The sequence below is a fragment of the Rhodococcus ruber NBRC 15591 genome, from assembly GCF_001894945.1.
GTDB classification, from domain to species: Bacteria; Actinomycetota; Actinomycetes; order Mycobacteriales; family Mycobacteriaceae; genus Rhodococcus; species Rhodococcus ruber.
In genome coordinates this window covers 581,076-606,212 of record NZ_BCXE01000001.1, presented here as the reverse complement: position 1 = coordinate 606,212, position 25,137 = coordinate 581,076, and the positions used below count along the sequence as shown (strand labels likewise).

General features: G+C 71.3%; 20 protein-coding genes and 1 tRNA gene. 6 read left to right on the top strand and 15 right to left on the bottom strand.

Features of this window, described 5'->3' with window-relative positions:
* Window positions 1-12: 12 nt before the first annotated feature.
* The 6 genes from rho to argS form a co-directional block, all read right to left on the bottom strand.
* Window positions 13-2,031, bottom strand: coding sequence for a transcription termination factor Rho (gene rho / locus RR3_RS02690; RefSeq protein ID WP_072786324.1), 2,019 nt, complete (start codon window positions 2,029-2,031; stop codon window positions 13-15).
* Between the two features lie 355 nt (window positions 2,032-2,386).
* Complete coding sequence (thrB, locus tag RR3_RS02685; RefSeq protein ID WP_064066609.1) at window positions 2,387-3,316, bottom strand: homoserine kinase; 930 nt, start codon at window positions 3,314-3,316, stop codon at window positions 2,387-2,389.
* A gap of 35 nt (window positions 3,317-3,351) precedes the next feature.
* Window positions 3,352-4,446, bottom strand: a complete 1,095-nt coding sequence (thrC, locus tag RR3_RS02680) for a threonine synthase (protein WP_010595872.1) — start codon at window positions 4,444-4,446, stop codon at window positions 3,352-3,354.
* A complete protein-coding gene (locus tag RR3_RS02675) occupies window positions 4,443-5,753 on the bottom strand; it encodes a homoserine dehydrogenase (RefSeq protein WP_026138058.1) in 1,311 nt (436 codons plus the stop codon). The genes thrC and RR3_RS02675 overlap by 4 nt, the downstream gene beginning before the upstream one ends.
* Window positions 5,754-5,764: 11 nt before the next feature.
* Entirely contained in the window at window positions 5,765-7,186 is a 1,422-nt protein-coding gene (gene lysA, locus RR3_RS02670) for a diaminopimelate decarboxylase (RefSeq protein WP_017682010.1), read from the bottom strand.
* Complete coding sequence (gene argS, locus RR3_RS02665; RefSeq protein WP_026138057.1) at window positions 7,183-8,835, bottom strand: arginine--tRNA ligase; 1,653 nt, start codon at window positions 8,833-8,835, stop codon at window positions 7,183-7,185. The genes lysA and argS overlap by 4 nt, the downstream gene beginning before the upstream one ends.
* Window positions 8,836-9,015: 180 nt before the next feature.
* Here argS and RR3_RS02660 point away from each other — a divergent pair, with 180 nt between their 5' ends.
* Together RR3_RS02660 and RR3_RS02655 are read left to right on the top strand one after the other, a co-directional pair.
* Window positions 9,016-9,849, top strand: a complete 834-nt coding sequence (locus tag RR3_RS02660; protein ID WP_017682008.1) for a thioredoxin-like domain-containing protein — start codon at window positions 9,016-9,018, stop codon at window positions 9,847-9,849.
* 1 nt (window position 9,850) lies between these two features.
* Complete coding sequence (locus RR3_RS02655; protein ID WP_010595867.1) at window positions 9,851-10,555, top strand: DUF305 domain-containing protein; 705 nt, start codon at window positions 9,851-9,853, stop codon at window positions 10,553-10,555.
* A 53-nt stretch (window positions 10,556-10,608) separates the two neighbouring features.
* On the opposite strand, the gene RR3_RS02650 is transcribed toward RR3_RS02655, so the two are convergent.
* The gene (locus RR3_RS02650) at window positions 10,609-12,999 is read right to left on the bottom strand and encodes a phosphoketolase family protein (protein WP_017682007.1); all 2,391 of its coding nucleotides are present in this window, start codon (window positions 12,997-12,999) and stop codon (window positions 10,609-10,611) included.
* Window positions 13,000-13,240: 241 nt separating this feature from the next.
* Here RR3_RS02650 and RR3_RS02645 point away from each other — a divergent pair.
* Window positions 13,241-13,316: transfer RNA gene (locus tag RR3_RS02645), tRNA-Arg, on the top strand.
* A gap of 149 nt (window positions 13,317-13,465) precedes the next feature.
* Here RR3_RS02645 and RR3_RS02640 read toward each other — a convergent pair.
* The 7 genes from RR3_RS02640 to RR3_RS02610 form a co-directional block, all read right to left on the bottom strand.
* Window positions 13,466-14,635 (bottom strand): MFS transporter, encoded by a 1,170-nt coding sequence (locus RR3_RS02640; RefSeq protein WP_017681714.1) that lies wholly within the window; start codon window positions 14,633-14,635, stop codon window positions 13,466-13,468.
* 148 nt (window positions 14,636-14,783) lie between these two features.
* Window positions 14,784-15,164, bottom strand: a complete 381-nt coding sequence (locus tag RR3_RS02635; protein WP_010595864.1) for a limonene-1,2-epoxide hydrolase family protein — start codon at window positions 15,162-15,164, stop codon at window positions 14,784-14,786.
* A gap of 13 nt (window positions 15,165-15,177) precedes the next feature.
* Window positions 15,178-16,173: an MBL fold metallo-hydrolase gene (locus RR3_RS02630; protein WP_010595863.1), complete on the bottom strand. Its 996-nt coding sequence runs from the start codon at window positions 16,171-16,173 to the stop codon at window positions 15,178-15,180.
* Between the two features lie 51 nt (window positions 16,174-16,224).
* Window positions 16,225-17,340, bottom strand: coding sequence for a 3'(2'),5'-bisphosphate nucleotidase CysQ (locus RR3_RS02625; RefSeq protein WP_017681715.1), 1,116 nt, complete (start codon window positions 17,338-17,340; stop codon window positions 16,225-16,227).
* Complete coding sequence (cysC, locus tag RR3_RS02620) at window positions 17,337-19,172, bottom strand: adenylyl-sulfate kinase (RefSeq protein WP_010595861.1); 1,836 nt, start codon at window positions 19,170-19,172, stop codon at window positions 17,337-17,339. The genes RR3_RS02625 and cysC overlap by 4 nt, the downstream gene beginning before the upstream one ends.
* A complete protein-coding gene (gene cysD, locus RR3_RS02615) occupies window positions 19,172-20,089 on the bottom strand; it encodes a sulfate adenylyltransferase subunit CysD (RefSeq protein ID WP_064066608.1) in 918 nt (305 codons plus the stop codon). The genes cysC and cysD overlap by 1 nt, the downstream gene beginning before the upstream one ends.
* 179 nt (window positions 20,090-20,268) lie before the next feature.
* A complete protein-coding gene (locus tag RR3_RS02610; RefSeq protein ID WP_010595859.1) occupies window positions 20,269-21,183 on the bottom strand; it encodes an IclR family transcriptional regulator in 915 nt (304 codons plus the stop codon).
* Window positions 21,184-21,266: 83 nt separating this feature from the next.
* Between RR3_RS02610 and RR3_RS02605 the strand changes: the two genes are divergently transcribed.
* The 3 genes from RR3_RS02605 to RR3_RS02595 are packed head-to-tail and all read left to right on the top strand — an operon-like array spanning window position 21,267 to window position 24,438.
* Window positions 21,267-22,433 carry a hypothetical protein gene (locus RR3_RS02605; RefSeq protein WP_064066607.1) on the top strand — a complete coding sequence of 389 codons (1,167 nt, stop codon included), beginning with the start codon at window positions 21,267-21,269 and terminating at the stop codon, window positions 22,431-22,433.
* Window positions 22,430-23,230 carry an SDR family oxidoreductase gene (locus tag RR3_RS02600; protein ID WP_010595857.1) on the top strand — a complete coding sequence of 267 codons (801 nt, stop codon included), beginning with the start codon at window positions 22,430-22,432 and terminating at the stop codon, window positions 23,228-23,230. Before RR3_RS02605 ends, RR3_RS02600 begins: the two co-directional genes overlap by 4 nt.
* A gap of 59 nt (window positions 23,231-23,289) precedes the next feature.
* Window positions 23,290-24,438 carry a sulfotransferase family protein gene (locus tag RR3_RS02595; RefSeq protein WP_017681719.1) on the top strand — a complete coding sequence of 383 codons (1,149 nt, stop codon included), beginning with the start codon at window positions 23,290-23,292 and terminating at the stop codon, window positions 24,436-24,438.
* Here the strand turns inward: RR3_RS02595 and RR3_RS02590 are convergent.
* A complete protein-coding gene (locus RR3_RS02590; RefSeq protein WP_010595855.1) occupies window positions 24,423-24,968 on the bottom strand; it encodes an arsenate reductase/protein-tyrosine-phosphatase family protein in 546 nt (181 codons plus the stop codon). The genes RR3_RS02595 and RR3_RS02590 overlap by 16 nt on opposite strands.
* Window positions 24,969-25,137 lie beyond the last annotated feature (169 nt).

The window sequence follows — 25,137 nt, the reverse complement described above, 5'->3', positions numbered from 1 at the left end:
CGGCCGCGGCGATCAGTCGTCGAGTGCTCCCGGCGCCGTCTTCGACACCTGCAGGAGGAACTCGATGTTGCTCTTGCTCTTCTTGAGCCGGTCGATGAGCAGATCGATGGCCTGGTGCGAGTCCAGGCCGGAGAGCACGCGGCGCAGCTTGTGCACCACCGCGAACTCGTCGGGGCTCATCAGCAGCTCGTCCTTGCGCGTGCCGGAGGGGTTGACGTCCACCGCCGGGAACACGCGTCGCTCGGCGATCTTGCGATCGAGCTTGAGCTCGGCGTTGCCGGTGCCCTTGAACTCCTCGAAGATCACCGTGTCGCCCGTCGAACCCGTCTCCACCATGGCCGTGGCGATGATGGTGAGCGAGCCGCCGTTCTCGATGTTGCGAGCCGCGCCCAGGAACCGCTTCGGCGGGTACAGGGCGGTCGAGTCGACACCACCGGAGAGGATGCGGCCCGACGCCGGCGACGAGTTGTTGTACGCGCGGCCGAGGCGGGTGATCGAGTCGAGCAGGACGACGACGTCGCGGCCCTGCTCGACGAGCCGCTTGGCACGCTCGATGGCCAGCTCGGCGACCGACGTGTGGTCCGACGGCGGCCGGTCGAAGGTCGAGGCGATGACCTCGCCCTTGACCGAACGCTGCATGTCGGTGACCTCTTCGGGCCGCTCGTCCACCAGCACGACCATCAGGTAGCACTCGGGGTTGTTGGTCGTGATCGCGTTCGCGATGTCCTGCATCACCGTCGTCTTGCCGGCCTTCGGCGGCGAGACGATCAGGGCACGCTGGCCCTTGCCGATCGGCATGATCAGGTCGATCACGCGGGTGGTGAGGATGTTCGGGGTGGTCTCGAGCCGCAGCCGCTGGTTCGGGTACAGCGGGGTGAGCTTGTTGAACTCCGGGCGGCGCTTGGCGGCCTCGACGTCGCCGCCGTTGACCGTGTCGAGCCGGACCAGCGGGTTGAACTTCTGCCGCTGGTTGCCCTGCTCCCCCTCACGCGGCACGCGGACCGCGCCGGTGATGGCGTCGCCGCGGCGCAGGCCGTTCTTGCGCACCATGTTCATCGAGACGTACACGTCGTTGGGACCGGCCAGGTACCCGGAGGTCCGGACGAACGCGTAGTTGTCCAGGACGTCGAGGATTCCGGCGACCGGCTGCAGGACGTCGTCCTCGCGGATCTCGGGCTCGCGGGTGTCCCCCCCGGCCTCGCCGCGGTCGCGTCCGCGACGACGCTCCCGGAAGCGCCGGCCGCGGCGTCCGCGGCCGTCCTCGTCGTCGTCGCCACCCCGGCCGTCGCGGCCGTCCTGACGGGGACCCTGACCACGGTCCTCGCGGCGGCGTTCGCCCTGGTCACGCTGGCCGTCGCGCTGGTCACGCTGGCCGTCGCGCTGGTCACGCTGGCCGTCGCGCTGACCGCGCTCGCGGCGACCGCCGTCGGACGGTTCGGCCTTCTCCTCGGTCTTCTCCTCGGCGCGCGGCTTCTCGTCGGCTCGTGCCTCGGCGGCGTCCTTGGGGGCCTCGGTGGTGGCCGTCTCGGCGGCCTGGTCGCCACCTCGGCGACCGCGACGCTGACGACCCCGGCGGCCACCCTCGGCCTCGCCCTCGGCGGGCTGTTCCGCCGCGGCAGGCCGTTCGGGCGACGTCGTCGCAGCGGGCTGCGCCTGCGCCGACTCGGCGGCGGGGGCGGCAGTGTCCGCAGAGGCGGCGGTGTCGGCGCCGGCCGCGTCCTGGGCGGCACCACGGGCGCGACGAGTCCGGGCGGTCCGGGCGGGCTGTTCCGGCGCAGGAGCCGGCTCGGCGGCTCCGCCGCTCTGCCGCTCCTTGATCGCGGCGATGAGATCGCCCTTACGCATCCCGGAGGTTCCCTTGATGCCGAGTTCGGCCGCGAGGGTCCGCAGCTCGGCCAGCACCATGCCGGAGAGACCGGCACCACGCCGGCCGGCACGCGGTGCAGTCTGTGCAGGATCGGTGGCCTGCGCTCCCGCGGACGAATCCGTGGTATCGAGAACAGGCGTAGCGATCAGGTCCGTATCTGTCACGGAGATCCTTTCCTTCCCTCACTCGCGCCACGCAGAGTCGAGGGTTCGTTCCGCAGATCTGGCATCGATCTGGGATTGCCGTACGTGTTCACGGATCGAACGGTCGGCACGTCCGCCATCACGCCATCCTCCGGCAGATGCGGTCGGTCCGTCTCCCCGAAACGATGTCAGGAGAGGATCGATCCAGGATCGATCGCCCCGATGAATCTGGAGTGAATGCCCTGGAAAGCCAGCGACGGAAACGCACGACGTGCGGACTAAGCACAGAATAGCGACGAACTGTACGTTGAGCAAGGAGAACCCCCGGCCGTGTCGCCGGGGGTCGGCTCCCGACTCGACAGGCCCTGGGGCTCGGTCATACGACCTGCACGCCGTCCGCGACGTCGAGTTCGAGCACGGTCATGTCGTCCGCCTCCGCGGCCGCCCGCAGGTCCGCGGGGAGCGGCTCGGTCGTCAGGGCGAGCACCGTGGGACCGGCACCGGAGACCGCGGCGGGAATGCCCGCGGCACGCAGGGTGGCGATCCACTTGGTGGTCAGCGGCAGCGCCGGCGCGCGCTGCGCCTGGTGCAGCAGGTCCTCGGTCGCCGGCATCAGCAGGTCCGGCCGATCGGTGAGGGCGACGACGGCGAGTGCCGCGCGACTGACGTTGAACGCCGCGTCGCGGTGCGGCACGAGATCCGGGAGCAGGCCGCGGGTGTGGGCGGTGGACGAGCGCGAGGACGGCACCAGCACGACGACCCGTATCGCCGGGTGGACCGCGAGCGGCACCGCGCGGTAGGTGCGTTGTTCGTCGCCGACGACCGACTCGCTCCACGACACGACCGCGCCCCCGAGAATGCTGGCGGAGGCATTGTCCGGGTGGCCCTCGAATTCGGAGGCGAGCTGGACGAGCTGCGACTCGTCGAGCACGCGCTCGGGCGCCACCTTGCGCACGAGCCCGTTGGCGGCCGCCAGACCCCCGACGGCGGCCGACGCCGACGAGCCCAGCCCCCGCGAATGCGGAATTACGTTGCGGCACAACACATCCAGGCCGTCCGCCCACACGCCGGCGGCTTCGAGGCCACGTTCGACCGCCCGCACCACCAGGTGCGACGGCCCCCACGGCACCTCTTCGGCGCCCTCGCCCTCGACGCGCACCTCGAGGCCCGATGCGGTTGTGGTGACGGTGATCTCGTCGTACAACCCGACGGCCAGCCCGAGCGAATCGAAACCCGGTCCCAGATTCGCACTCGAGGCCGGGACCCGGGCGGTCACGGAGATCCCGACGGGCAACGTCTGCGTCATGTCGTCTTTCCCAACGGAGGAGGGCGAGGCGGTCACTAGGCCAGCTCGAGCGCTGCGGCCACCGCGACCGGATCGACCGGGATCGGCTCCACCTGCGGCATCCCGAGCAGTGCCGTGTCGGGGTCCTTCAGACCGTTGCCGGTGACGGTGCACACCACCTTCAGCCCGGAATCGAGCCAGCCCTCCTTGCGGGCGGCGAGCAGTCCGGCGATCGAGGCGGCGGACGCCGGTTCGACGAACACGCCCTCGGTGGCGGCGACGAGCCGGTACGCCTCGAGGATCTCCTCGTCGGTGGCCGCCCGGAACGCACCCCCCGACTCCTCCTTGGCGGTCACGGCGCCGTTCCACGACGCCGGGGCGCCGATCCGGATGGCGGTGGCGATCGTCTCCGGGTCCTTGACGGGGGCACCGTGCACCAGCGGCGCCGCGCCCGCGGCCTGGACACCGAGCATGCGGGGCTTGCGGGTCGTGAGACCGTCCGCGAAGTACTCGGTGTAGCCACGCCAGTAGGCGGTGATGTTGCCGGCGTTGCCGACCGGCAGCACGTGCACGTCGGGTGCGTCGCCGAGCGCGTCGGCGATCTCGAACGCCGCGGTCTTCTGCCCCTCGATGCGCACGGGGTTGACGGAGTTCACCAGGCCGATCGTGGGGAACTCGGCGGTGGTCTTGCGGGCGAGCTCGAGGCAGTCGTCGAAGTTGCCCTGGACCTGGATGATCTTTGCGCCGTACATGACCGCCTGGGCCAGCTTGCCCATCGCGATCTTGCCGTCCGGGACCAGCACCGCGCAGCCCATGCCGGCCTTGACGGCGTACGCGGCCGCGGACGCGGAGGTGTTGCCGGTGGAGGCACACAGCACGGCCTGCTGGCCGCGGGCGAGGGCGTCGGTGACGGCCATCGTCATGCCGCGGTCCTTGAACGAACCGGTCGGGTTCAGGCCCTCGACCTTCAGATGGACCTCGCACCCGGTCAGTTCCGACAGGTGAGCGGCCGGCAGCAGCGGGGTGCCGCCCTCGCGGAGGGTGACGGTCTTCCAGTTGTCACCGATCGGGAGCCGGTCGCGGTACGCCTCGATCAGACCCGGCCACGGGGTGTGCACGGGGGTGGCGGTGTTCTTCTCGGGCGCGCTCATTCGGCGGATCCCTCCAGTCTCAGGACGCTGGTCACAGCGATCACGGATTCGAGTTGGTCGAGCGCTGCGACGGTGTCCGACAGCGCCTTGTCGGTGGCGCAGTGCGTCAGCACCACGAGGCGGGCCCCCTCGCCGGCGCCCTCCTGGCGCACGGCGGCGATACTCACGTCCCGCTTGGCGAACTCGGCGGCCACCGCCGAGAGCACACCCGCCCGGTCCGCGACCTGCAGGTTGACGTAGTAGCGGGTGACGATGTCGCTCATCGGGGCGATCTCGAGGTCCGCGTACCGTGATTCCCGCGGTCCCCGGCCCCCGTGCACCCGGTTGCGGGCAGCCATCACCAGGTCGCCCATCACGGCGGACGCGGTGGGCGAGCCGCCGGCGCCCTGGCCGTAGAACATCAGGCGGCCCGACGCCTCGGCCTCGACGACGACCGCGTTGAAGGCACCGTTGACGGCGGCGAGGGGATGCTCACGCGGCACCAGCGCCGGGTAGACGCGCGCCGAGACCCGGTCCCGGCCGTCGGTGGTGATCCGCTCACAGATGGCCAGCAGCTTGACGGTGCAGTTCAGTGCCCGCGCGGTGGTCAGGTCGGCGGCGGTGATCTTCGAGATGCCCTCGCGGTAGACGTCGCCGGCGGTGACGCGGGTGTGGAACGCGATCGAGGCCAGGATCGCGGCCTTGGACGCGGCGTCGAAGCCCTCCACGTCCGCGGTCGGGTCTGCCTCGGCGTACCCGAGCCGGACCGCCTCGGCGAGCGTCTCGGCGTAGTCGGCACCGGTCTCGTCCATGGCCGAGAGGATGTAGTTGGTGGTGCCGTTGACGATGCCGAGCACCCGGTTCACCCTGTCACCGGCGAGGGACTGGGTCAGGGGCCGGATGACCGGGATGGCGCCGGCGACGGCCGCCTCGAAGTACAGGTCCACGCGCTTGGCCTCGGCGGCCTCGGCGAGTTCGCCGGTGTACTCCGCGAGCAGCGCCTTGTTGGCGGTGACCACGGACTTGCCCGAGTCGAGAGCCGCGCGCACGAGCTTGCGCGGCAGCTCGATGCCGCCGATGACCTCCACCACGATGTCCACGTCGTCGCGGGTGATCAGACCCTCGGCGTCCGTGGTGAGCAGGTCCTGCGGGATGCCGCGGTCGTCGCGGACGGTGCGCACGGCCACCCCCCGCAGCTCGAGCGGCGCACCGATGCGCGCCTCGAGATCGGTGGCATCGTCGCGGATGATGCGCACGACCTCGGCTCCGACGGTGCCGTGCCCGAGCACAGCCACACCGATCGGGCGCTGCCCCGGTTCGCTGGTCACCGCTTCGGTCGTCACTCCGTAACCTCCAAGCTGAGCAGATCTTCCACGGTTTCCCGACGCAGGACGACGCGAGCGGCGCCGTCCTTGACCGCCACGACGGCGGGACGGGGCAGCAGGTTGTACCTGCTGGACATCGAGTAGCAGTATGCACCGGTCGCGGCGACAGCCAACAGGTCGCCGGCTTCGAGGTCGGCGGGCATCCAGGCATCGCGGATGACGATGTCGCCGCTCTCACAGTGCTTGCCGACGACGCGGGACACGACCGGCTCCCCGTCGCCGGCCCGCGACACCAGGCGGGCCTCGTACTCGGCCTGGTACAGCGAGGTGCGGATGTTGTCGCTCATGCCGCCGTCGACGCTGATGTAGCGGCGCACCTGGTGCGCGCCCACCGCGACGTCCTTGATGGTGCCCACCTCGTAGAGGGTCACGGTGCCGGGGCCGGCGATGGCGCGTCCGGGCTCGACGGCGAGGGTCGGCTCGGGCAGGCCGGCGAGGGTGGACTCGGTCTGCACGATGTGCCGCAGCTTGGCGGCGAGTTCCTCCACGGGCGGCGGGTCGTCGCTGGGCACGTAGGAGATGCCGAGGCCGCCGCCGAGGTCCACGATGTTCATCTGCGCGGTCTTGTCGACGCCGAATTCGTCGACGACGTCGCGCAGCAGGCCGATGACCCGGTGCGCCGCGAGTTCGAATCCGTCGACGTCGAAGATCTGCGAGCCGATGTGGCTGTGCAGGCCGACCAGGCGCAGGTGATCGCTCGCGAACACCTTGCGGACGGCGGCCACGGCCACTCCGCCGGCCAGGGACAGGCCGAACTTCTGGTCCTCGTGCGCGGTGGAGATGAACTCGTGGGTGTGCGCCTCGACGCCGACGGTGACGCGGATCAGCACGTCCTGCACCACGTCGAGTTCGCCGGCGACCGCGTCGAGCAGGTCGATCTCCGACATGGAGTCCAGCACGATGTGCCCGACGCCCGCGGCGACCGCGGTCCGCAGCTCGGCCACGGACTTGTTGTTGCCGTGCATGGCGATCTTTCCGGCCGGGAAGCCGGAGCGCAGCGCGACGGCGAGCTCACCGCCGGTCGAGACGTCGAGCGACAGGCCCTCCTGGTCGACCCAGCGCGCGATCTCGGTGCACAGGAACGCCTTCGACGCGTAGTGGACCTTCGCGCCCGGCCCGAACGCGGCCGCGATCTCCCGGCACCGGGAGCGGAAGTCGTCCTCGTCGACGACGAAGAGCGGGGTGCCGTACCGCTCGGCGAGCTCGGTCACGGGCACACCGGCGATCGTCATGACACCGTCGTCGCCGCGCCGGGCGTTGCGGGGCCACACGTTCGGGTGCAGCAGGTTCAGTTCGGCGGCGTTCGCAGGCCGCTCGGTCAGGCCCGGTGCGTGCGGGATCTCGGCGTGCCGGGGACCGGCGGGGTGCGCGTTCACATCCGCTCCGGGGCGCTGACGCCGAGCAGTCCGAGTCCGTTGGCGAGCACCTGGCGGGTCGCCGCGCACAGCGCGAGCCGCGCCGTGTGCAGCGGTCCCGGCTCCTCGTCGCCCTGCGGCAGGATGCGGCACGAGTCGTAGAAGCGGTGGTAGGCGCCGGCGAGTTCTTCGAGGTACCGCGCGACGCGGTGCGGTTCCCGCAGTTCGGCGGCCTTGGCGAGGATGCGCGGGTACTCGCCGATCGTGCGGATCAGCTCACCCTCGCGCTCGTGGTCGAGCAGCGACAGGTCGGCGCCCTCGGCGCCGAGACCGAGCTCCGCGGCGCCGCGCCCGATGGACGAGAGCCGGGCGTGCGCGTATTGGACGTAGTAGACCGGGTTCTCGTTGGTGGTGCTGGCCCACAGCTCGAGGTCGATGTCGATGCTCTGATCCACCGACGAGCGCACCAGCGCGTAGCGGGCCGCGTCGACGCCGATCGCCTCGACCAGGTCGTCGAGGGTGATGACCGTGCCGGCGCGTTTGCTCATCTTCACGGCGACGCCGCCGCGCACGAGGTTGACCATCTGCCCGATCATCACCTCGACGGTGTCCGGGTCGTCGCCGAATGCGGCGGCGGCGGCCTTGAGGCGGCCGATGTAGCCGTGGTGGTCCGCGCCGAGCATGTAGATGCACAGGTCGAAGCCGCGCGCCCGCTTGTCCTGGAAGTAGGCGATGTCCCCGGCGATGTAGGCGGCGTTGCCGTCGCTCTTGATGACGACGCGGTCCTTGTCGTCGCCGAAGTCGGTGCTCTTGAGCCACCAGGCGCCGTCCTGGTGGTAGAGGCTCCCGGAGGTCTTGAGCGTCTCGACGGCCTTCTCCACGGCACCCGACTCGAACAGGGAGTTCTCGTGGAAGTACACGTCGAAGTCGACACCGAACTCGTGCAGGGTGCGCTTGATGTGGACGAACATCAGGTCCACCCCGATCGAGCGGAACACCTCGTGCCGTTCGGCCTCGGGCAGCGCGAGCGCGTCCGGGCGCTGCTGCAGCACGGCCTGCGCGATGTCGACGATGTACGCACCGGCGTACCCGTCCTCCGGCGCGGGCTGCCCCTGCGCCGCGGCGATGAGCGAGCGGGTGAACCGGTCGATCTGGGCGCCGTGGTCGTTGAAGTAGTACTCGCGGGTGACGTCGCCGCCCTGGGTGGTGAGGATCCGGCCGAGCGCGTCCCCGACCGCGGCCCAGCGGGTGCCGCCGAGGTGGATCGGGCCCGTGGGGTTCGCGGAGACGAACTCGAGGTTGATGCGGGTTCCGGCCAGCGTGTCCGCGTTGCCGTACGCGGCCGCCTGGGTGAGCACCTGGGCGACGATCGCGCCCTGGGCGTCGGCGGCGAGACGGATGTTCAGGAAGCCCGGTCCGGCCACCTCGGCCGACTCGATGCCGTCGGCGGCGGTGAGGGCCTCGGCCAGCCAGCCCGCGAGTTCCCGCGGATTCACGCCGGCCTTCTTCGCGACCTGCATCGCGACGTTGGTCGCGTAGTCGCCGTGCTCCGGGTTGCGGGGCCGCTCGACCGTCAGGGTCGCGGGCAGGACGGACACGTCGAGGTCACGCTCGGCGAGCACCCTCGCAGCGGTTCCGTGGAGCAGTTCGGCAAGGTCGGCAGGAGTCACGGGTCTCTATCCTATTGGCTCCGCCTCCCCCGCCGTGACGCCGGTCCGGCCTGTTGTCGCGGTCACCGCCCGGCCGCCGCGGGGACGTCCGCCCACCGTCCGCCCGTAGAGTTGACAGAGCACGCGCGGACCGAGCGTCGTGCGCCCCTCGTTGTCCATCCGTCGAAAGAGCACCCAACGATGCCCAGCGGTTCGGTAAGTGGCGGTCCCGGCAAGAAGTCCGGTGCCAAGTCTGCGAAGGCGATCAAGGCCGCCCAGAAGAAGAGCGGCGGTCGCGGCCTGCCCAAGCAGCGGCAGATCCCGTGGCTGCTGATCGGTGGGGTGGTCGCGGTGATCGCGCTGGTCGCGGTGATCGCCGCCAGCATCATCCCGAAGTACCAGGACTCCCAGGCGCTGGCGGCGTGGACGCCGTCCGAGTCGAATCAGGATCCGTCGACCGCGATCGAGGGGGTCGTGACGGTCGACTACCCCGCGGGCCAGCACATCGGGTCCACGCAGCGCGTGGCGTACGACCAGACCCCGCCGTTCGGTGGGCCGCACGACGCGATCTGGGCCACGTGCACCGGCACCGTGTACCCGGAGGCGATCCGCACCGAGAACGCCGTGCACTCCCTCGAGCACGGCGCGGTGTGGATCACCTACAACCCCGACCTGGTCGATCAGGCCGGCGTCGATGCGCTCGCGGCGAAGGTGGACGGCAAGTCCTACCTGATGATGTCGCCGTACCCTGGGCTCGACTCCCCCATCGCCCTGCAGTCGTGGGGGCATCAGCTGAAGGTGGACGCCGCCGACGACGAGCGGATCGATCACTTCATCGCGTCGCTGCGGCTCAACCGCTACACCTACCCGGAGGTCGGCGCGAGCTGCTCCACCCTGCCCGGCTCGTTCGACCCGAGCAGCCCCCCGCCGTTCGATCCTTCGGCGCCGGGCCCGGACGCGGTGCCGATGGACGGCGGCACGGTGGACGGCACCGAGCAGCTGCCCGCCGACATGCAGGCCCCGGCGGGGAGCTGACGTGACGAGCGACACCGCCACCGCCGGCACGGGCCGGCGCACGACCGGTTTGATCCTGGGCCTGGTCGCCGCCGTCGCGATCGGGTTCCTGCTCGGATTCCTGGCCCGCATCCCGCTCGAGGACTCGCAGCCGGCGACGCCGGGCGCCGGCTCCGTCGACGTCGGGTTCGCACAGGACATGACCGTCCACCACAACCAGGCCGTCGAGATGTCCGCCGTGGCGCTGACGACGTCGGACGACCAGCGGGTCCGCAACCTGGCGTACGACATTCTCACCACCCAGCAGAACCAGGTCGGCCAGATGCAGGGCTGGCTGTCGCTGTGGGGGCAGCCGCTGCTGCCGGCCGGGGACTACATGACGTGGATGACCGAGGACTCCGGCCACAGCCACGGCGACGTGGGCCACGCGGACGGCGCCGCGCACACGGACGGGGCGGGGACCGCCCGGATGCCCGGTATGGCGACGTCCGAGGACCTGGCGAGCCTGCGTGGCGCCACGGGTCCGGAACTCGACGTGCTGTTCCTGCAGTTGATGCTGCGCCACCACGAGGGCGGGCTGCCGATGATGGAGTACGGCGCGCAGTACGCGGGCCAGCCGGCGGTGCGCACCCTGGCGCAGACGATGGTCGACACCCAGACCAGCGAGTCGGAGCTCATGACGGCGATGCTCGCGGAGCGCGGTGCGCAGCCGCTGCCCGTGAACTGACCGATCGGACCCGCACGAGGGGGACGGCCCGTCCGGGCCGTCCCCCTCCGCGTCTACCGGCCGGACCGGCCCCACTCCCAGTCGCGGATGTCGGGCATGTCCTCACCGTGGGTGCGGATGTACTGGTGATGCTCGACGAGCCGGTTCTTCAGGTACTCGCGCGCATACGCGGAGATCGGGTGCAGGCGCGGCACCCGGTCGACGACGTCCATGGCGAGGTCGAACCGGTCGATCTGGTTGAGCACGCACATGTCGAACGGGGTGGTGGTGGTGCCCTCCTCCTTGTACCCGCGCACGTGGATGTTGTCGTGGTTGGTACGCCGGTAGGTCAGGCGGTGGATCAGCCACGGATAGCCGTGGTAGGCGAAGATCACCGGCTTGTCGGTGGTGAACAGCGAGTCGAATTCGCGGTCGGACAGCCCGTGCGGGTGTTCGGTGTGGTCCTGCAACCGCATCAGGTCGACGACGTTCACGACGCGGATCCTCAGATCGGGGAACCATTCGAGCAGGATCTCGACGGCGGCGAGGGTTTCCATGGTGGGCACGTCGCCCGCGCAGCCGAGCACCACGTCGGGCTCGACCCCCTGGTCGGTGCCGGCCCAGTCCCAGATCCCGATTCCCTTGGTGCAATGGATGATTGCCGCATCCATGTCGAGGTACTGCAGCTGTGGTTGCTTGCCGGCGACGATCACGTTGACGTACTGCCGGGTGCGCAGGCAGTGGTCGGCCACCGACAGCAGGGTGTTCGCGTCCGGCGGCAGGTACACGCGGATCACGTCGGCCTTCTTGTTGACGACGTGGTCGATGAAGCCCGGGTCCTGGTGCGAGAAGCCGTTGTGGTCCTGCCGCCACACGTGCGAGGTGAGCAGGTAGTTCAGCGACGGTATCGGCCGGCGCCAGTCGATGCCGTTGGTGGTGCGCAGCCACTTGGCGTGCTGGTTGAACATCGAGTCGACGATGTGGACGAAGGCCTCGTAGCAGGAGAAGAAGCCGTGCCGGCCGGTGAGCAGATAGCCCTCGAGCCAGCCCTGGCAGGTGTGCTCGGACAGGATCTCCATGACCCGCCCGTCGGGGGCGAGACGGTCGTCGTCGGGCAGGATGCGGGCGTTCCAGGTGCGTGCGGTGGCCTCGAGGACCGGACCGAGCCGGTTGGAGTTGTTCTCGTCCGGGGAGAACACCCGGAAGGTGCTCGTGTTCTCGCGCATGACGTCGCGCAGGAAGGTGCCGAGCACGCGGGTCGATTCGACGCTGCCGGTGCCGGGCGCCGGGACCGGCACGGCGTAGTCGCGGAAGTCCGGTAACGCCAGGTCCCGCACGAGCGGCCCGCCGTTGGCATGGGGGGACGCGCTCATCCGCCGCTCGCCCGCCGGGTGCAGATCGCGGATTGCGGGCACGGGGGCACCGCTGTCGTCGAACAGTTCCTCGGGCCGGTAACTACGCAGCCACTCCTCGAGGATCTTGCGGTGGCCGTCGTCGTCGCGGGCATTGGCGAAGGGCACCTGGTGCGAGCGCCAGTACCCTTCGACCGGCAGACCGTCGACCTCCTTCGGTCCGGTCCAGCCCTTGGGAGAACGCAGCACGATCATCGGCCAGCGCGGTCGCTCGGAGACACCGTCGCGGCGTGCGCGGCGCCGGATCTCGAGGATCGCATCGAGGCAGCGGTCCAGGGCCGCCGCGAACGCCTGGTGCATGTGCTCGGGGTCGGAGCCCTCGACGAACACCGGATCGTGGCCGTAGCCGCGGAGCAGGTGCTCGAGCTCGTCGTGGTCGATGCGGGCGAGGACGGTCGGGTTGGCGATCTTGTACCCGTTCAGGTGCAGGATCGGCAGCACGGCGCCGTCCCGGCGCGGGTCGACGAACTTCGTGGAGTGCCAGCTGGTGGCGAGGGGCCCGGTCTCGGCCTCGCCGTCGCCCACCACGGCAGCGACGATGAGGTCCGGGTTGTCGAAAGCGGCCCCGTAGGCGTGCGACAGGGCGTACCCGAGCTCCCCGCCCTCGTGGATGGATCCGGGTGTCTCGGGGGCGACGTGGCTGGGAATCCCCCCGGGGAACGAGAACTGGGTGAACAGCCGCGCCATGCCGTCCGCATCCCGGGAGATGTCCGGATAGACCTCGCTGTAGGTGCCCTCGAGCCAGGCCGCGGCGACCGGTCCGGGCCCGCCGTGCCCGGGACCCATCACATACATCATCTCGAGGTCGCGGGCGGTGATCGCGCGGTTGAGGTGGGCGTAGACGAAGTTCAGTCCCGGGGTGGTGCCCCAGTGTCCGAGCAGCCGGGGCTTGATGTGCTCGGGACGCAACGGCTCGCGCAAGAGGGGGTTGCCCATCAGGTAGATCTGTCCCACCGACAGGTAGTTCGCGGCTCGCCACCAGGTGTCGAGCGCGGCGAGCTCCTCGCGGCTCAGCGGTCCGGTGCGGGTTGCCGTGTCGGGTCCTGCGTCCACGTACGGTCCTCTCCTGCAGGTGTGTGTCCGGTCTCGTGTCGAGCCTGCCCCGCGCGGATGGCCCGCGCCGGCCGTTCCGGGAAACACTCGCCGAAGAGTTCGTCTCCGGACGGCGCATCCGCGCCTGCCGGATGCCCGGCGAGGCCCCGGAGAAACCCGCTCCGACCAGGCGATGTGGCGTATCGCCGACAATGCGCTACGCTAACTCCCGCCCCACCGCGCAACCGGTGGAGTCCGGAACGCCCTCGTAGCTCAGGGGATAGAGCGCTTGCCTCCGGAGCAAGAAGTCGCAGGTTCGAATCCTGCCGAGGGCACCACGGAACGGCCCCGCGTCGCAGTGCGACGCGGGGCCGTTCCGTTTCCTGCGGTCCGGACTGCCGCAGAGCGGCGTGAGACCATGCGTCACGAAACACAGGCTCCTCACAACGCAGGGTGTGCGCGCCGGCCACGAGCGGAGCTCTCGTGTTCACGGTCCGGTGTCACCGACGGCTGCCCCTCGCGAGGACCCGCACAGCACCAGCGCCGCCGCGCTGAACAGTGACACCGCGGCGGTGACCACGAGCACCGGCCCCAGCCCCAGGCCGGGTATCACGGCACCGGCGAGGGCCGGTGCTGCGACCGAGCTGAGCGCTCCCACGACGAGACAGGCCGTGAACGCCGCGCCCGCGCGCTCGGGTACCAACTCGGCGGTCCAGACCGCGAGCACCGCGGATCCCGTCATGTACCCCATGCCGAAGATGCACGCCGAGGCCGCGGTCGCGGCCACGGAGCCGTCGGCCAGCCCGAGCAGCGCCAGCGCCGCACCGACCGTCGCGAGGCACAGCGCGGCGACCCGGACGCTGCCCACTCGCTGCGCGAGGGCCCCGGTCGCCACCCCCACCATGCCGGTGAGGCCGACGGCCGCGTAGAGAGCCGGGACGGCGGCCGCCGGGAGGGTGCCGCGGTCCAGGACGTCGGCGGCATAGGTGAAGTAGACGACCACGACCGCGAAGTAGACCACGGAGTAGGCTGCCGGGACCCGCAGCGCTGCCACCAGCGAGGAGGCACCGGGTCGTGCCTCCGGGCGCGGGGCCGGCCCGGTCCGCGGCACCAGGCGCAGGTTCGCCAGGGCCGCGGCCACGGCGGCGAGGGCGATGCCGGCCCACACCAGGCGCCACGAGCCCACCGCGGCCAGGACGGCCAGCCCACCGAGCAGTACCAGTCCGCCGCTGGTGCCGGTGGTGATGATCGCCAACGCTCGGGGTTGCTGCCGCGCGGGCACCGATCGGGTCACGATGTCGGAGTAGGGCGCCCAGACCCAGCCGCCGGCGCTGCCGGCCAGGACGACACCGGCGGCGAGCAGCCCCGGGGACTGCGCGAGGGTCACGATCACCGCCCCCGCGGCGCCGCACACCCCGCCCACGGTCGTCGGCGCGCGCGACCCGCGGCGAGCGGCGAGCCGTCCCGCGAGCAACAGGCCGGCCAGGTAGCCCGCAAACGTTGCGCTGGCGATGAGGCCGAGGGCCAGCTCGGAGAGCCGCAGGTCTTCCCGGATGTCGGGCAGCGTCAGGCCGTAGGCGTAGCGGGCCATGCCGAAGGCGACCCCGACCACCGCCGCTCCGGCCAGGCCGATCCGCCCGCCTGGGGAGAGCGTCATGAATTCCCCCGCATGCCGTGGGCCCGGGCTACGTCACGGACCTTCGGCTGACTCCCGGGAGCGTCGACGATCACTGCGTGCATGCACCGACTCTCCCACGGCCGGATCAACCTCAGTCACCTGCGGCCGACGACCGCGAGACCGGGTATCAGCCCGCCGGATCCTGCTGCGCCGCCGCGGTGATCGGCGCCAGGTCGAAGTAGTCGCGCCAGCCGGCGATCTTGCCGTCGACGACCTCGAAGGCCCCCATCACCGGCAGTTCCACGGTCCGCCCCCCGAGCGTGAACACGTCGACCCGCTCGTTGAGCACCACACCGCCGTGGACGGCCTGGTGCCGGATGCGGAAATCGATGCCGCCGAACGAGGCGACGAACCCGGCGATGAACTCCTCGATCGCCGCGCGCCCACGCACCGGTTCCATCGGAATGTTGTGGTACACGGCGTCGTCGGTGAAGTAGGACGCGAGCACGGCCGGGTCGGGATCGGCCCAGCGGCGGCAGAATTCGGTGACGAGCTCGTCGGGGGTCATACGGTTCCTTCCGTCAGGCCCGGGCGAAACGCGCCGGGTCGGTGCCCGGGACCCGGCGCGCGCGGCCTCGCTCGATGAGGTGCCGCACGTGCGCCGACGCCTCGGACAGCGCCATCTGCTTGCCCGTGGGCGGAGTCTGGTCCCAGGGGCGGTACCACGTCATCCGCTCGGCAGCCTGCCACAGCGTCAGCTCCTCGTCGCCGAAGGCGGCGTACAGGTCGTCGAGGCGTCGTTCGTGGTGCTCGACAAGAGCGCCGGTGCGGGCCGCGAGGTCGTCGATCGGTTGCCGGTGCGCGGGCAGGGTGCGCCGCGCCGGGAGCGTGCCGACGGCGCGCAGCGAGTCGATGAACTCGCCGAGGGCGTCGCGTTCGGCAAGCGGGAAGTCGAAGTCGCCCACGTGCGGGGTCGTGGTGGCGAGGACGTGGTCGCCGCTGAAGAGGATGTCGTGCTCCTCGAGGTAGAAGCAGGCGTGGCCGGGCGTGTGCCCGGGGGTGAACACCGTGCGCAGGGTGCGGCCGGCGAGCGCGATCCGCTCGTCGGTGGCGAGCTTGCGGTCGGGGTGGACGTCGGGCTTGCCGGTCGCGCGTTCCCCGCTCGCCCGCTCGAGATAGGTGACGATCTGCTCGTCCGGGGCGCCGGCGCGGCGCCACTGCTCGGCCTCCCACTCGGCGTTGCCGTCGTCGGAGGTCATGAGGGCGAGCTGGCCGAAGTCGTCCTCGTGCATGCCGACCCAGCAGCCCGACGCCTCCCGGATCCGGCCGGTCAGGCCGACGTGGTCGGGGTGGAAGTGCGTGACGACCACTCCCTCGACGTCCGCGACGGAGGCACCGACGGAAGCGAGACCGTCCTGCAGCGCGGTCCAGGATGTGTCGTCGTTCCAGCCGACGTCGACGAGGACCAGTCCGCGCGGCGACTCCATCGCGTACACCTGGGTGTCGCCGACCGGCAGGTCGCCGACCGGCACGGGGATGCGGAAGATGCCGTCGCCGATGTCGCGGGCGTGGTCCATGGGTCCTCCAGGCACTAGATCGTTAGCTCGTCTATGAACACAAACAGTAAACTATTTGTGTTCGTGCGGCTCGATGATCGCCACGATCGAGCGGATCTCCCCCGCGGGGATGGCGAAGTGCTCGGTGACCACCACCGTGAGGGCGGTGTCCCCGGCGTCGAGGTCGAGCAGGAACCGCGCGACGACGTTGTCGTCCCATTCGCGGAACGTCAGCTCCCGCACCCGCCGGATCGGGCGGTACTCGGGGCCGTGCTCGAGACGGTCCCGGATCTCGACGCCGGTGTCGCCGGTGCGCACGCCGTTCTCGACCCGCCACGCGTCGGCCGCAAGCCGGACATGCGACGCGTCGTGACTGACGAGGGAACGGATGTAGGAGCGGGCCATCGCGACCCGGGCACTGTCGGTGGGGGCGCCGGCATGCTCGGCGATCGCCGCCATCAGGGCCGGCGCCCAGTCCGGTCGGCAGATCACCAGATCCGGCATGTAGGGGTGGGGGCGGTTGTACTCGAGTTCGCTGCCGTCGATGCGGGCGCAGTACAGCCCCGCCGCCTGCGCGACCCCCACCGGTGCCGCGGAGTCCCACTCCCACTGCCCGCCGGCGTGCACGTACGCGTCGACGTCGCCGCGCACCACGGCCATGGCCTTGGCCCCGGCGGAACCCATCCGCACCACGTCGGCGCCGAGGGCGCGGGCGACGTCCGCGACGAACACCGGCGGCCGGCTCCCGCTGACGACGATGCGGGGCCGTCGGCCGCCCAGCGGCCGCAGTTCGGCACGCCCGACGTCCGCGGTGCCGTAGACGGCGCCCACCGCCGGCTGCGCGACCGCGGCGGCGGTGATGCCGCGACCGGCCTCCCACAGGGCGATGTGCACGGCCCAGTCCTCGTGGTCCGGCATGCCGTACTCCTTGGATCCGTCGAGGGGGTCGACGATCCACACCCGCTTCGCATGCACCCGAGCCGGGTCGTCGGCGGATTCCTCCGACAGCACCGCGTCGGCGGGGCGTTCGGCGGCGAGCCGGCCGAGGATGAAGGCGTCGGCGGCGCGGTCGCCGTGGCGGCCGAGTTCGCGACCGGTGAGCGCGTCGGCCTCGGCCGCGCGGACGGTCAGCAACAGTTCTCCTGCAGCGGTGGCGATCTCGGTGGCGAGGACGGCGTCATCGGTCATGGGGCCAACAATTCCATGATCAGTCCGGCCTGCGCGACCGGATCGCCGTCCTGGGGCCGCAGCACCAGCTCGGGACCGGTGGGCGGCTCGTAGGGGTCGTCGACGCCGGTGAATCCGGTGATCTCCCCGGCCCGGGCCCGCGCGTACATGCCCTTCGGGTCCCGGGCTTCGCAGTCGGCGAGGGGGGTGTCGACGAACACCTCGAGGAACGGCAGCCCGGCCTGCCGGTGCTGCTCGCGGATCCGGTCGCGGTCGGACCGGTACGGGCTGATGAGCGCGCAGATCGTCACCAGCCCCGCGTCGGCCATCAGCTGTGCCACCGCACCCACCCGACGGACGTTCTCCGCGCGGTCCTGCGGACCGAAACCCAGATCGGAGTTGAGGCCGTGCCGCAGGTTGTCCCCGTCGAGCCGGTAGGCCGGCACTCCGGCCGCGAGCAGACGCCGCTCGAGCGCCGCGGCGACGCTGGACTTGCCCGACGCCGACAGGCCGGTCAGCCACACCGTCGCCCCCCGCGAGAGACGTTCGGCGCGGGTCGCCTCCGCCGCGTGCCACACGACGGGGGCCGCGGCGAGGGTGGGGCCGGTGATCATCCCGGCCGCGACGGTGCTGCCGGTCGCGTCGTCGACGAGCACGAAGCTTCCGGTGGTCCGGTTGCGCCGGTAGGGGTCGAACAGGACGGGGCGGCGAGTCCGCAACTGGACCCGTCCGATCTCGTTGAGCGTCAACGACCGTGCCGTCCCGTCGCGGTGCAGGGTGGTCACGTCGAGCCGGTAGTCGAGCCGGACCACCTGCGCGGCGGTGGCGTTGGTGGTGTGCAGCAGGGTGTAGGTGGCGTCGGGCACGAGGCCGGGGCCCTCGGCGAGCCAGCACACCATCGCGTCGAGCTCGTGCCCGACGAGCGGCCGGTTCCCGGGGCGGCACAGCATGTCGCCGCGTCCCACGTCGAGGTCGTCCTCGAGCTCGAGGCACACGGCGCTGCCCGCGAAGGCGCTCGGCACCGGGTCGCCGCCCGGGCCGTGGACGGCGCGCACCCGCGTGCCGTAGCCCGAGGGCAGCACCAGCACCTCGTCGCCGGGGGCGAACACCCCGCTCGCGACGGTGCCCGCGTAACCACGGAAGTCGCGGTGCTCGCCGTGACCGGGACGGATCACGTACTGGACGGGGAAGCGCGCGTCGATGAGGTTGCGATCGGAGTCGACGTGCACCTGCTCGAGACGGTGCAGCAGCGAGGCGCCCTCGTACCAGGTCATGACGGTGGTGCGGTGGACGACGTTGTCGCCGAGCAGCGCCGAGACCGGCACGAAGGTCAGGTCGTGGATGTCGAGTTTGGCTGCGAACGTGGAGAATTCGGCACAGATCGCGTCGAAGCGCTGTTGCGACCAGTCGACCAGGTCCATCTTGTTGACGCACAGCACCAGATGGGGGACGCCGAGCAGGCTGGCGAGGAAGGCGTGCCTGCGGGTCTGCTCGACGACCCCCTTGCGGGCGTCGACGAGGATGAGGGCGAGGTCGGCGGTCGAGGCGCCGGTGACCATGTTCCGGGTGTACTGCTCGTGGCCGGGAGTGTCGGCGACGACGAAGGCGCGGTGCGGGGTGCAGAAGTAGCGGTGGGCGACGTCGATGGTGATGCCCTGTTCCCGCTCCGCCCGCAGCCCGTCGGTGAGCAGCGCCAGGTCGGGGGTGTCCATGCCGCGCTCGCGGCTGGTGCGGGCGACGGCGTCGAGCTGATCCTCGGGCACGGCCTTGCAGTCGTGGAGCAGCCGGCCGATCAGCGTGGACTTGCCGTCGTCGACGCTGCCGGCGGTGGCGATGCGCAGCAACCGGGTCATCAGAAGTAGCCCTCCTTCTTGCGGTCTTCCATCCCGGCCTCGGAGATGCGGTCGTCGGCGCGGGTGGCGCCGCGCTCGGTGACGCGGCTGACCGCGACCTCGGCGACGACCTCGTCGGGGGTGGCGGCGGTGGATTCGACGCAGCCCGTGCAGGTGGCGTCGCCGACCGTGCGGAACCGCACCAGCGCCTCACGCGGCTCGTCGCCCGACAGGAGGGTGAGGAACTCGTTGAGCGCCAGCAGCATTCCGTCGCGCTCGACGACGGGTCGCCGATGGGCGTAGTAGAGCGGCGGCAGCTCGACGCGTTCGTCGCGGATGTAGTTCCAGACATCGAGCTCGGTCCAGTTGGACAGCGGGAACACGCGGATGTGCTCGCCGCGACGGTGCCGGCCGTTGTACAGCTGCCACAGCTCGGGGCGCTGCGCCTTCGGGTCCCACTGCCCGAACTCGTCGCGGAAGGAGAACACGCGCTCCTTGGCGCGGGCCTTCTCCTCGTCGCGGCGGGCGCCGCCGAACACCGCGTCGAATCCGCCTTCGCGGAGGGCACGCAGCAACGTCCGGGTCTGCAGCCGGTTACGGCTCGCATGCGGACCGACGTCCTCGACGACCCGGCCGGCGTCGATGTCGTCCTGCACCGACGCGACCAGCAGCCGCACCCGGCGCCGGGCCGCCTCGGCGTCGCGGTAGGCGAGGACCTCGGGGAAGTTGTGGCCGGTGTCGATGTGCAGCACGGGGAACGGGATCGGCGCCGGCCAGAACGCCTTGGCCGCCACGTGCAGCATCACCGCCGAGTCCTTGCCGCCGGAGAAGAGCACCACGGGACGCTCGAAGGTGGCCGCGACCTCCCGGAAGATGTGCACGGACTCGGCCTCGAGGGCGCGCAGCAGGGGCAGTTCGTACGACGGCGTGAGGGTCATCGGGGCTCCAGCTCACGAGCGCCGGTCCAAATATGTACCGGCTCGGTCGAAAGGTTCGCCCCGAACGATAGAACGAGTTTCAGTTCCGGGTCAACGCCCCCGCTGGGCGGCTGCGCCGCCGGTGTGTCGTTTGGGCTGCGGGGACAGCCCAAAGGACGCACCGGCGGCGGCCTCGGCCGTCATCGGGGCGGGCGACGCCCGCCGAGTTCGCGCGTGACGGCTTCGGCGGTGGCCACGAGCGCCACCCCGCGCCGGGCGATCTCCCGATTGGTCAGCGTCGCACCCACGTGGAGGGTGAGCACCACCGACTGCCGCCCGTCCGCGTCGTGGACGGGGGCGGCGAGCAGGTTCACCGGGTGCTCGGCATCGTCCGGTTCCGCCCCGGCCAGCAGCACGCGCTCCCCCAAGCTGGACACCATCTCCCCCAGCAGTTCGCGCAGCTCCGCCGGCAGGTCGTGCGCCGCCACCCCCGCCATCAGCGCATGCAACCGCCGGCCACCGGCCGTGAGCGACTCGACCAGGTACCCGGCGGCGCGGCACTCGTCGACCACGTCACGCAGGCGGTCCCGGTCCAGCCGCACCGGAAGCGTCGGTTCCCGTGCGAGCCACTGCTCGAGCCGCTCGTCGGAGTCCCACAGCACGTACATCAACCCGACCGGCGGCGCGAACGGATACACCTCCCCCACCCTCGCCCCGGCGCCGGCCGGATCGGGCCCGGCGACGTCGAGGACGGCGATGCGGTCGCCCACGACGGCCGACGCGGCGCAGGTGGCGCCGAACTCGGCGCCGAGCGCGGCCAGGTGCCGGTGGGTGACGGGACCGACGGCGAAGCCGCGCTGCGCAGCCCGGCCCGCGACGATCAGCGCGGGACCGAGCCCGTACGACCGGTCTGCGGGATGACGCATCAGGTAGCCGGCGTCCGTCAGGGCGGTCAGGATGCCCAGGCACGTCGGCTTGCTCATGCCCAGCCGGCGCGCCAGCTCGGAGAGCCCGAACCGGGCCTCCGGATGCGCCACCAGGTGGTCCAGGACCTGCACGACCCGCTCGGTCGGTGGCGAACGTCGCGCGGTCGACGGCGCGGGGGCCTCGGTCATTGACGCCTCCTTGGAACACGTTCTATCGTCGCTGCACCAGGAGCCTACCGCACCGGTACATATTTGAACCGCAAGGAGATCGTGTGCTCACCGATCCGCTCACGTCCGCCATCACCGAGGCCGAGAAGCTCGTCGCGACGGCGCCGCACATCCGCACCGAGCAGGACCTGATCGAGGGGTACCGCTACCTCGCCGGCGGGATCGCCGCATGCGTGCACTCGGCGTGGGCCGTCGAGGCGCCCCATCCCACGTTCGTCACCGGCACGGGCCCCTACACGAAGATGGGGCTCGACAACCCCGACACCCTCTACTGGGGTGCGCGCATCCGCGACGACGCCGAGTACGTCGTCACCGGCCGTCGCGGCACGACCTGCGACCTGAGCTTCCAGGTGCTCGCCGGCAACTACACCGACGCCCAGGTGCCCGGCAACGTCACCGCATTCGACGACCGCGAACTGCACGTCGCCGACGACGGCACCTTCGAGGCGCGGTTCGGCCCCGGGCCCGCCGACCCCGGGAACAACTACTTCACCCTCACCCCCGGTTCGTCGCAGCTCGTCGTGCGAGAGGTCTACAGCGACTGGTCCCAGCGGCGCGGCACCCTGCGCATCGACCGGGTCGATGCGCTCGGCACCCCGCCGCCCGAACCGACGCACGACGATGCCGCCGCCCGCTACCGGCGCGCCGGGAAAGCGCTGGTGTCGCGGGTGCAGACGTGGCTGCAGTTCCCGCAGTGGTTCTACCTCGACCTGCCGGTCAACACGGTCACCGCTCCGCGGCCGACGCCTGGTGGCCTGGCCACGCAGTACTCGTCCGTCGGGCACTTCGACCTGGGCGACGACGAGGCGATGATCCTCACCGTCCCCGCCTCCGACGCGCCCTACCAGGGCTTCCAGCTGGGCAGCCTCTGGTACATCTCCCTGGACTACGTCCACCACCAGACGTCGCTGAACAACGCGCAGGCCCAAGTGGATCCGGACGGGATGATCCGCATGGTCGTCTCCGCCCGCAACCCCGGCGTCGCCAACTGGGTCGAGACCCTGGGCCGCAGCCGCGGGTTCCTGCAGTTCCGCTGGCAACGGCTCGCCCGCGAACTCACGGCCGCGGACGGCCCCACCGCCGAGGTGGTCCCGTTCGACGACGTGCCGGCCGCACTGCCGTTCCTCGACCACAGCCGCGTCACGCCGGAGCAGTGGTCCGGGCGGATTGCCGCCCGCCAGACCGCGATCGCCGACCGGATGCTCGGGTGAGCGCCGTGACCACCCCGAACCCCCTGCTCGCCGGACAGGTCGTCGTGGTCAGCGGTGTCGGGCCGGGACTCGGCCGCACTCTCGCGGTGCGGTGCGCCGAGCACGGGGCCGACGTCGTCCTCGCCGCCCGAACGACCGCCCGCCTCGAGGACGTCGCGGCCGAGGTCACGGCCCGGGGCCGACGGGCCCTGGCGGTCCCGACCGACATCGCCGACACCGACTCCGCGTCCCGGCTCGTCGAGACGACCCTCCGCGAGTTCGGCCGGGTGGACACGCTGGTCAACAACGCATTCTCGGTGCCCTCGATGAAGCCGCTGGCCCGCACCGACTTCCAGCAGATCCGCGACAGCATCGAACTCACCGTCCTCGGGGCGCTGCGCCTGACGCAGTTGTTCACCGAGGCCCTGGCCGGGACGAAGGGCTCGGTGGTGAACATCAATTCGATGGTGCTGCGGCATTCACAGGAGCGCTACGGCAGTTACAAGCTCGCCAAGTCCGCCCTGCTGGCGATGTCGCAGTCCCTCGCCACCGAACTGGGCCCCCAGGGCATCCGCGTCAATTCCGTTGCCCCCGGTTATATCTGGGGTGAGACGCTGAAGGGCTACTTCGAGCACCAGGCGGACAAGTACGGCACCACCGTCGAGCAGATCTATCAGCACACCGCGGCCGGCACCGATCTCGGGCGTCTGCCCACCACCGAGGAGGTGGCCGACACCGTGATCTTCCTCGCCTCCCCCCTGGCCCGGGCCGTCACCGGCCAGTGCCTGGACGTGAACTGCGGCGAATACCACCACTGAAGCCGTGCGCGGTTTCGGTAGCCACTGCTACTGAAACCGCGCACGGGGATCGGAGATCCATGACCGAGCGCACCAGCGTCGGCACCGTCGAGGACCTGCACGCCTCCGCGACCCGGCTGACCGGCCTGACCGACTTCGGCGACGACGACTACACCGACGCCCTCGGCGTCCTGCTCGACTCGTATGCGCGCGACGAGCAGCTCACCCCGCTGGGCAGCAAGATGTCGCGGGTGTTCCTGCGCGGCGCCCTCGTCGCCCGCCTGCTGAGCGAGGCGGCCTGGCGTGCCCACCCCGAACACGCCGACGTGACGATCGAGCGCCCGATCTTCGTCACCGGGCTGCCCCGCACCGGCACCACTGCCCTGCACCGCCTGCTCACCGCCGACCCCGCCCACCAGGGACTCGAGATGTGGCTGACGGAGATGCCGCAGCCCCGGCCCCCGCGCGAGACGTGGCCCCAGAACCCGGCGTTCGCCGCGCTCGAAGCGGGATTCGCGCAGCATCACGTCGAGCACCCCGAGTTCATGGGCGTGCACTACATGTCCGCGGGCGAGGTCGAGGAGTGCTGGCAGCTGCTGCGACAGTCCTTCCGGTCGGTGTCGTACGAATGCCTCGCGCATCTGCCCACCTACTCGCGGTGGCTCGCGCAGCAGGACTGGACCGGCGCGTACGCCCGGCACCGCAGGAACCTGCAGCTGATCGGGCTGCCGGACGCCGACAAGCGCTGGGTCCTGAAGAACCCGAGCCACCTGTTCGCCCTCGACGAACTGCTCACCGTCTACCCCGACGCGCTGATCGTCGTCACCCACCGCGACCCGCGCACCGTGATCCCGTCGGTGTGCAGCCTGGCCGCGCACGCCACCGACGGCTGGTCGCACACCTTCCGCGGCGAGCGCATCGGGCGCAGCCAGCTCGAGCTGTGGGCGCGCGGGTTCGACACCTTCGAGGCGGCCCGGCGCCGGCACGACCCGGACCGGTTCGTCGACGTGGACTACCGCGACTTCGTCGCCGATCCCCTCGGCACGGTGGGCGCGGTCTACGACCGGCTCGGCATCCGGCTCACCGCCGGCGCCGAGCAGGCGATGGCCGCGCTGCACGCCGAGAGCCGCAGCGGGGATCGCCGGCCGGCGCACCGCTACCGGCTCGAGGACTTCGGGTTGAGCGCGGCCGAGGTGGACGAACGATTCGGGGACTACGCCTGCCGCTGACCGACGGCGACCGCCGCGCCGGCGAGGACGTCGAGCAGCGGGAACAGCGCCGCGGCGATCAGGTCCCCGGTCTCGACGAACACCGGCGCGGACAGGCCGATCGGGTCGGGAATGTTCGGGGTCCGGGCCGCGCCGCTCGGATCCCGGCAGGCATCGAGCCGCGCGACCGTCGCCGCGCCGGTGACGGTCGCGATGCGGTGCGCCTCGGTGAGGGTGAACGACTTCGCCGCGGCGCCGGCGACCAGGCCGGACACGCGGTCGCGCTGCTCCTCGCTCATGGTCAGGACCAGGTCGGCGCCGTCGACCATCGCGGCGGTCACCCGGCGGGCGCGGAAATCGCTCGCATCCGCACCGAGTCCGGCGATGACCGCGGCCGCCCGCGGCTCGACGGGATACCCGACGAGGGCCCGGGTGCCGGCGCTCTCGGCGGTCAGGTCGGCCCACCCGGACTCGCACGCGTACGCCCGCGTCAGCCGCTCCGCGATCACGGACCGGCAGACGTTGCCGCTGCAGACGAACAGGATGTGCACGCGCGCACTCTAGCCGTCGCGAATCGAGCGGCGGGCGGCCACATTTGGATGTCCTCGCGGGTTCATGCGACGTTGTTCCGGCCGTTGCGTGTCGTTCACCCTCGGCGGCCGGCCGCGCGGGGCGCGGAAGCTGTGTCCGCGTCACCTCCACGCGGCACCACGTGGGATG

Excerpts from the sequence above, each read along its gene's own strand:
- RR3_RS02630 (WP_010595863.1), bottom strand. The coding sequence starts at position 16,173 with ATGGACCACGCCCGCGACATCGGCGACGGCATCTTCCGCATCCCCGTG.
- RR3_RS02640 (WP_017681714.1), bottom strand. The coding sequence starts at position 14,635 with ATGACGCTCTCCCCAGGCGGGCGGATCGGCCTGGCCGGAGCGGCGGTG.
- thrB (WP_064066609.1), bottom strand. The coding sequence starts at position 3,316 with ATGACGCAGACGTTGCCCGTCGGGATCTCCGTGACCGCCCGGGTCCCG.
- thrC (WP_010595872.1), bottom strand. The coding sequence starts at position 4,446 with ATGAGCGCGCCCGAGAAGAACACCGCCACCCCCGTGCACACCCCGTGG.
- RR3_RS02660 (WP_017682008.1), top strand. The coding sequence starts at position 9,016 with ATGCCCAGCGGTTCGGTAAGTGGCGGTCCCGGCAAGAAGTCCGGTGCC.
- RR3_RS02635 (WP_010595864.1), bottom strand. The coding sequence starts at position 15,164 with ATGACCCCCGACGAGCTCGTCACCGAATTCTGCCGCCGCTGGGCCGAT.
- RR3_RS02610 (WP_010595859.1), bottom strand. The coding sequence starts at position 21,183 with ATGACCGAGGCCCCCGCGCCGTCGACCGCGCGACGTTCGCCACCGACC.
- cysD (WP_064066608.1), bottom strand. The coding sequence starts at position 20,089 with ATGACCCTCACGCCGTCGTACGAACTGCCCCTGCTGCGCGCCCTCGAG.
- RR3_RS02625 (WP_017681715.1), bottom strand. The coding sequence starts at position 17,340 with ATGACCGATGACGCCGTCCTCGCCACCGAGATCGCCACCGCTGCAGGA.
- cysC (WP_010595861.1), bottom strand. The coding sequence starts at position 19,172 with ATGACCCGGTTGCTGCGCATCGCCACCGCCGGCAGCGTCGACGACGGC.
- RR3_RS02595 (WP_017681719.1), top strand. The coding sequence starts at position 23,290 with ATGACCGAGCGCACCAGCGTCGGCACCGTCGAGGACCTGCACGCCTCC.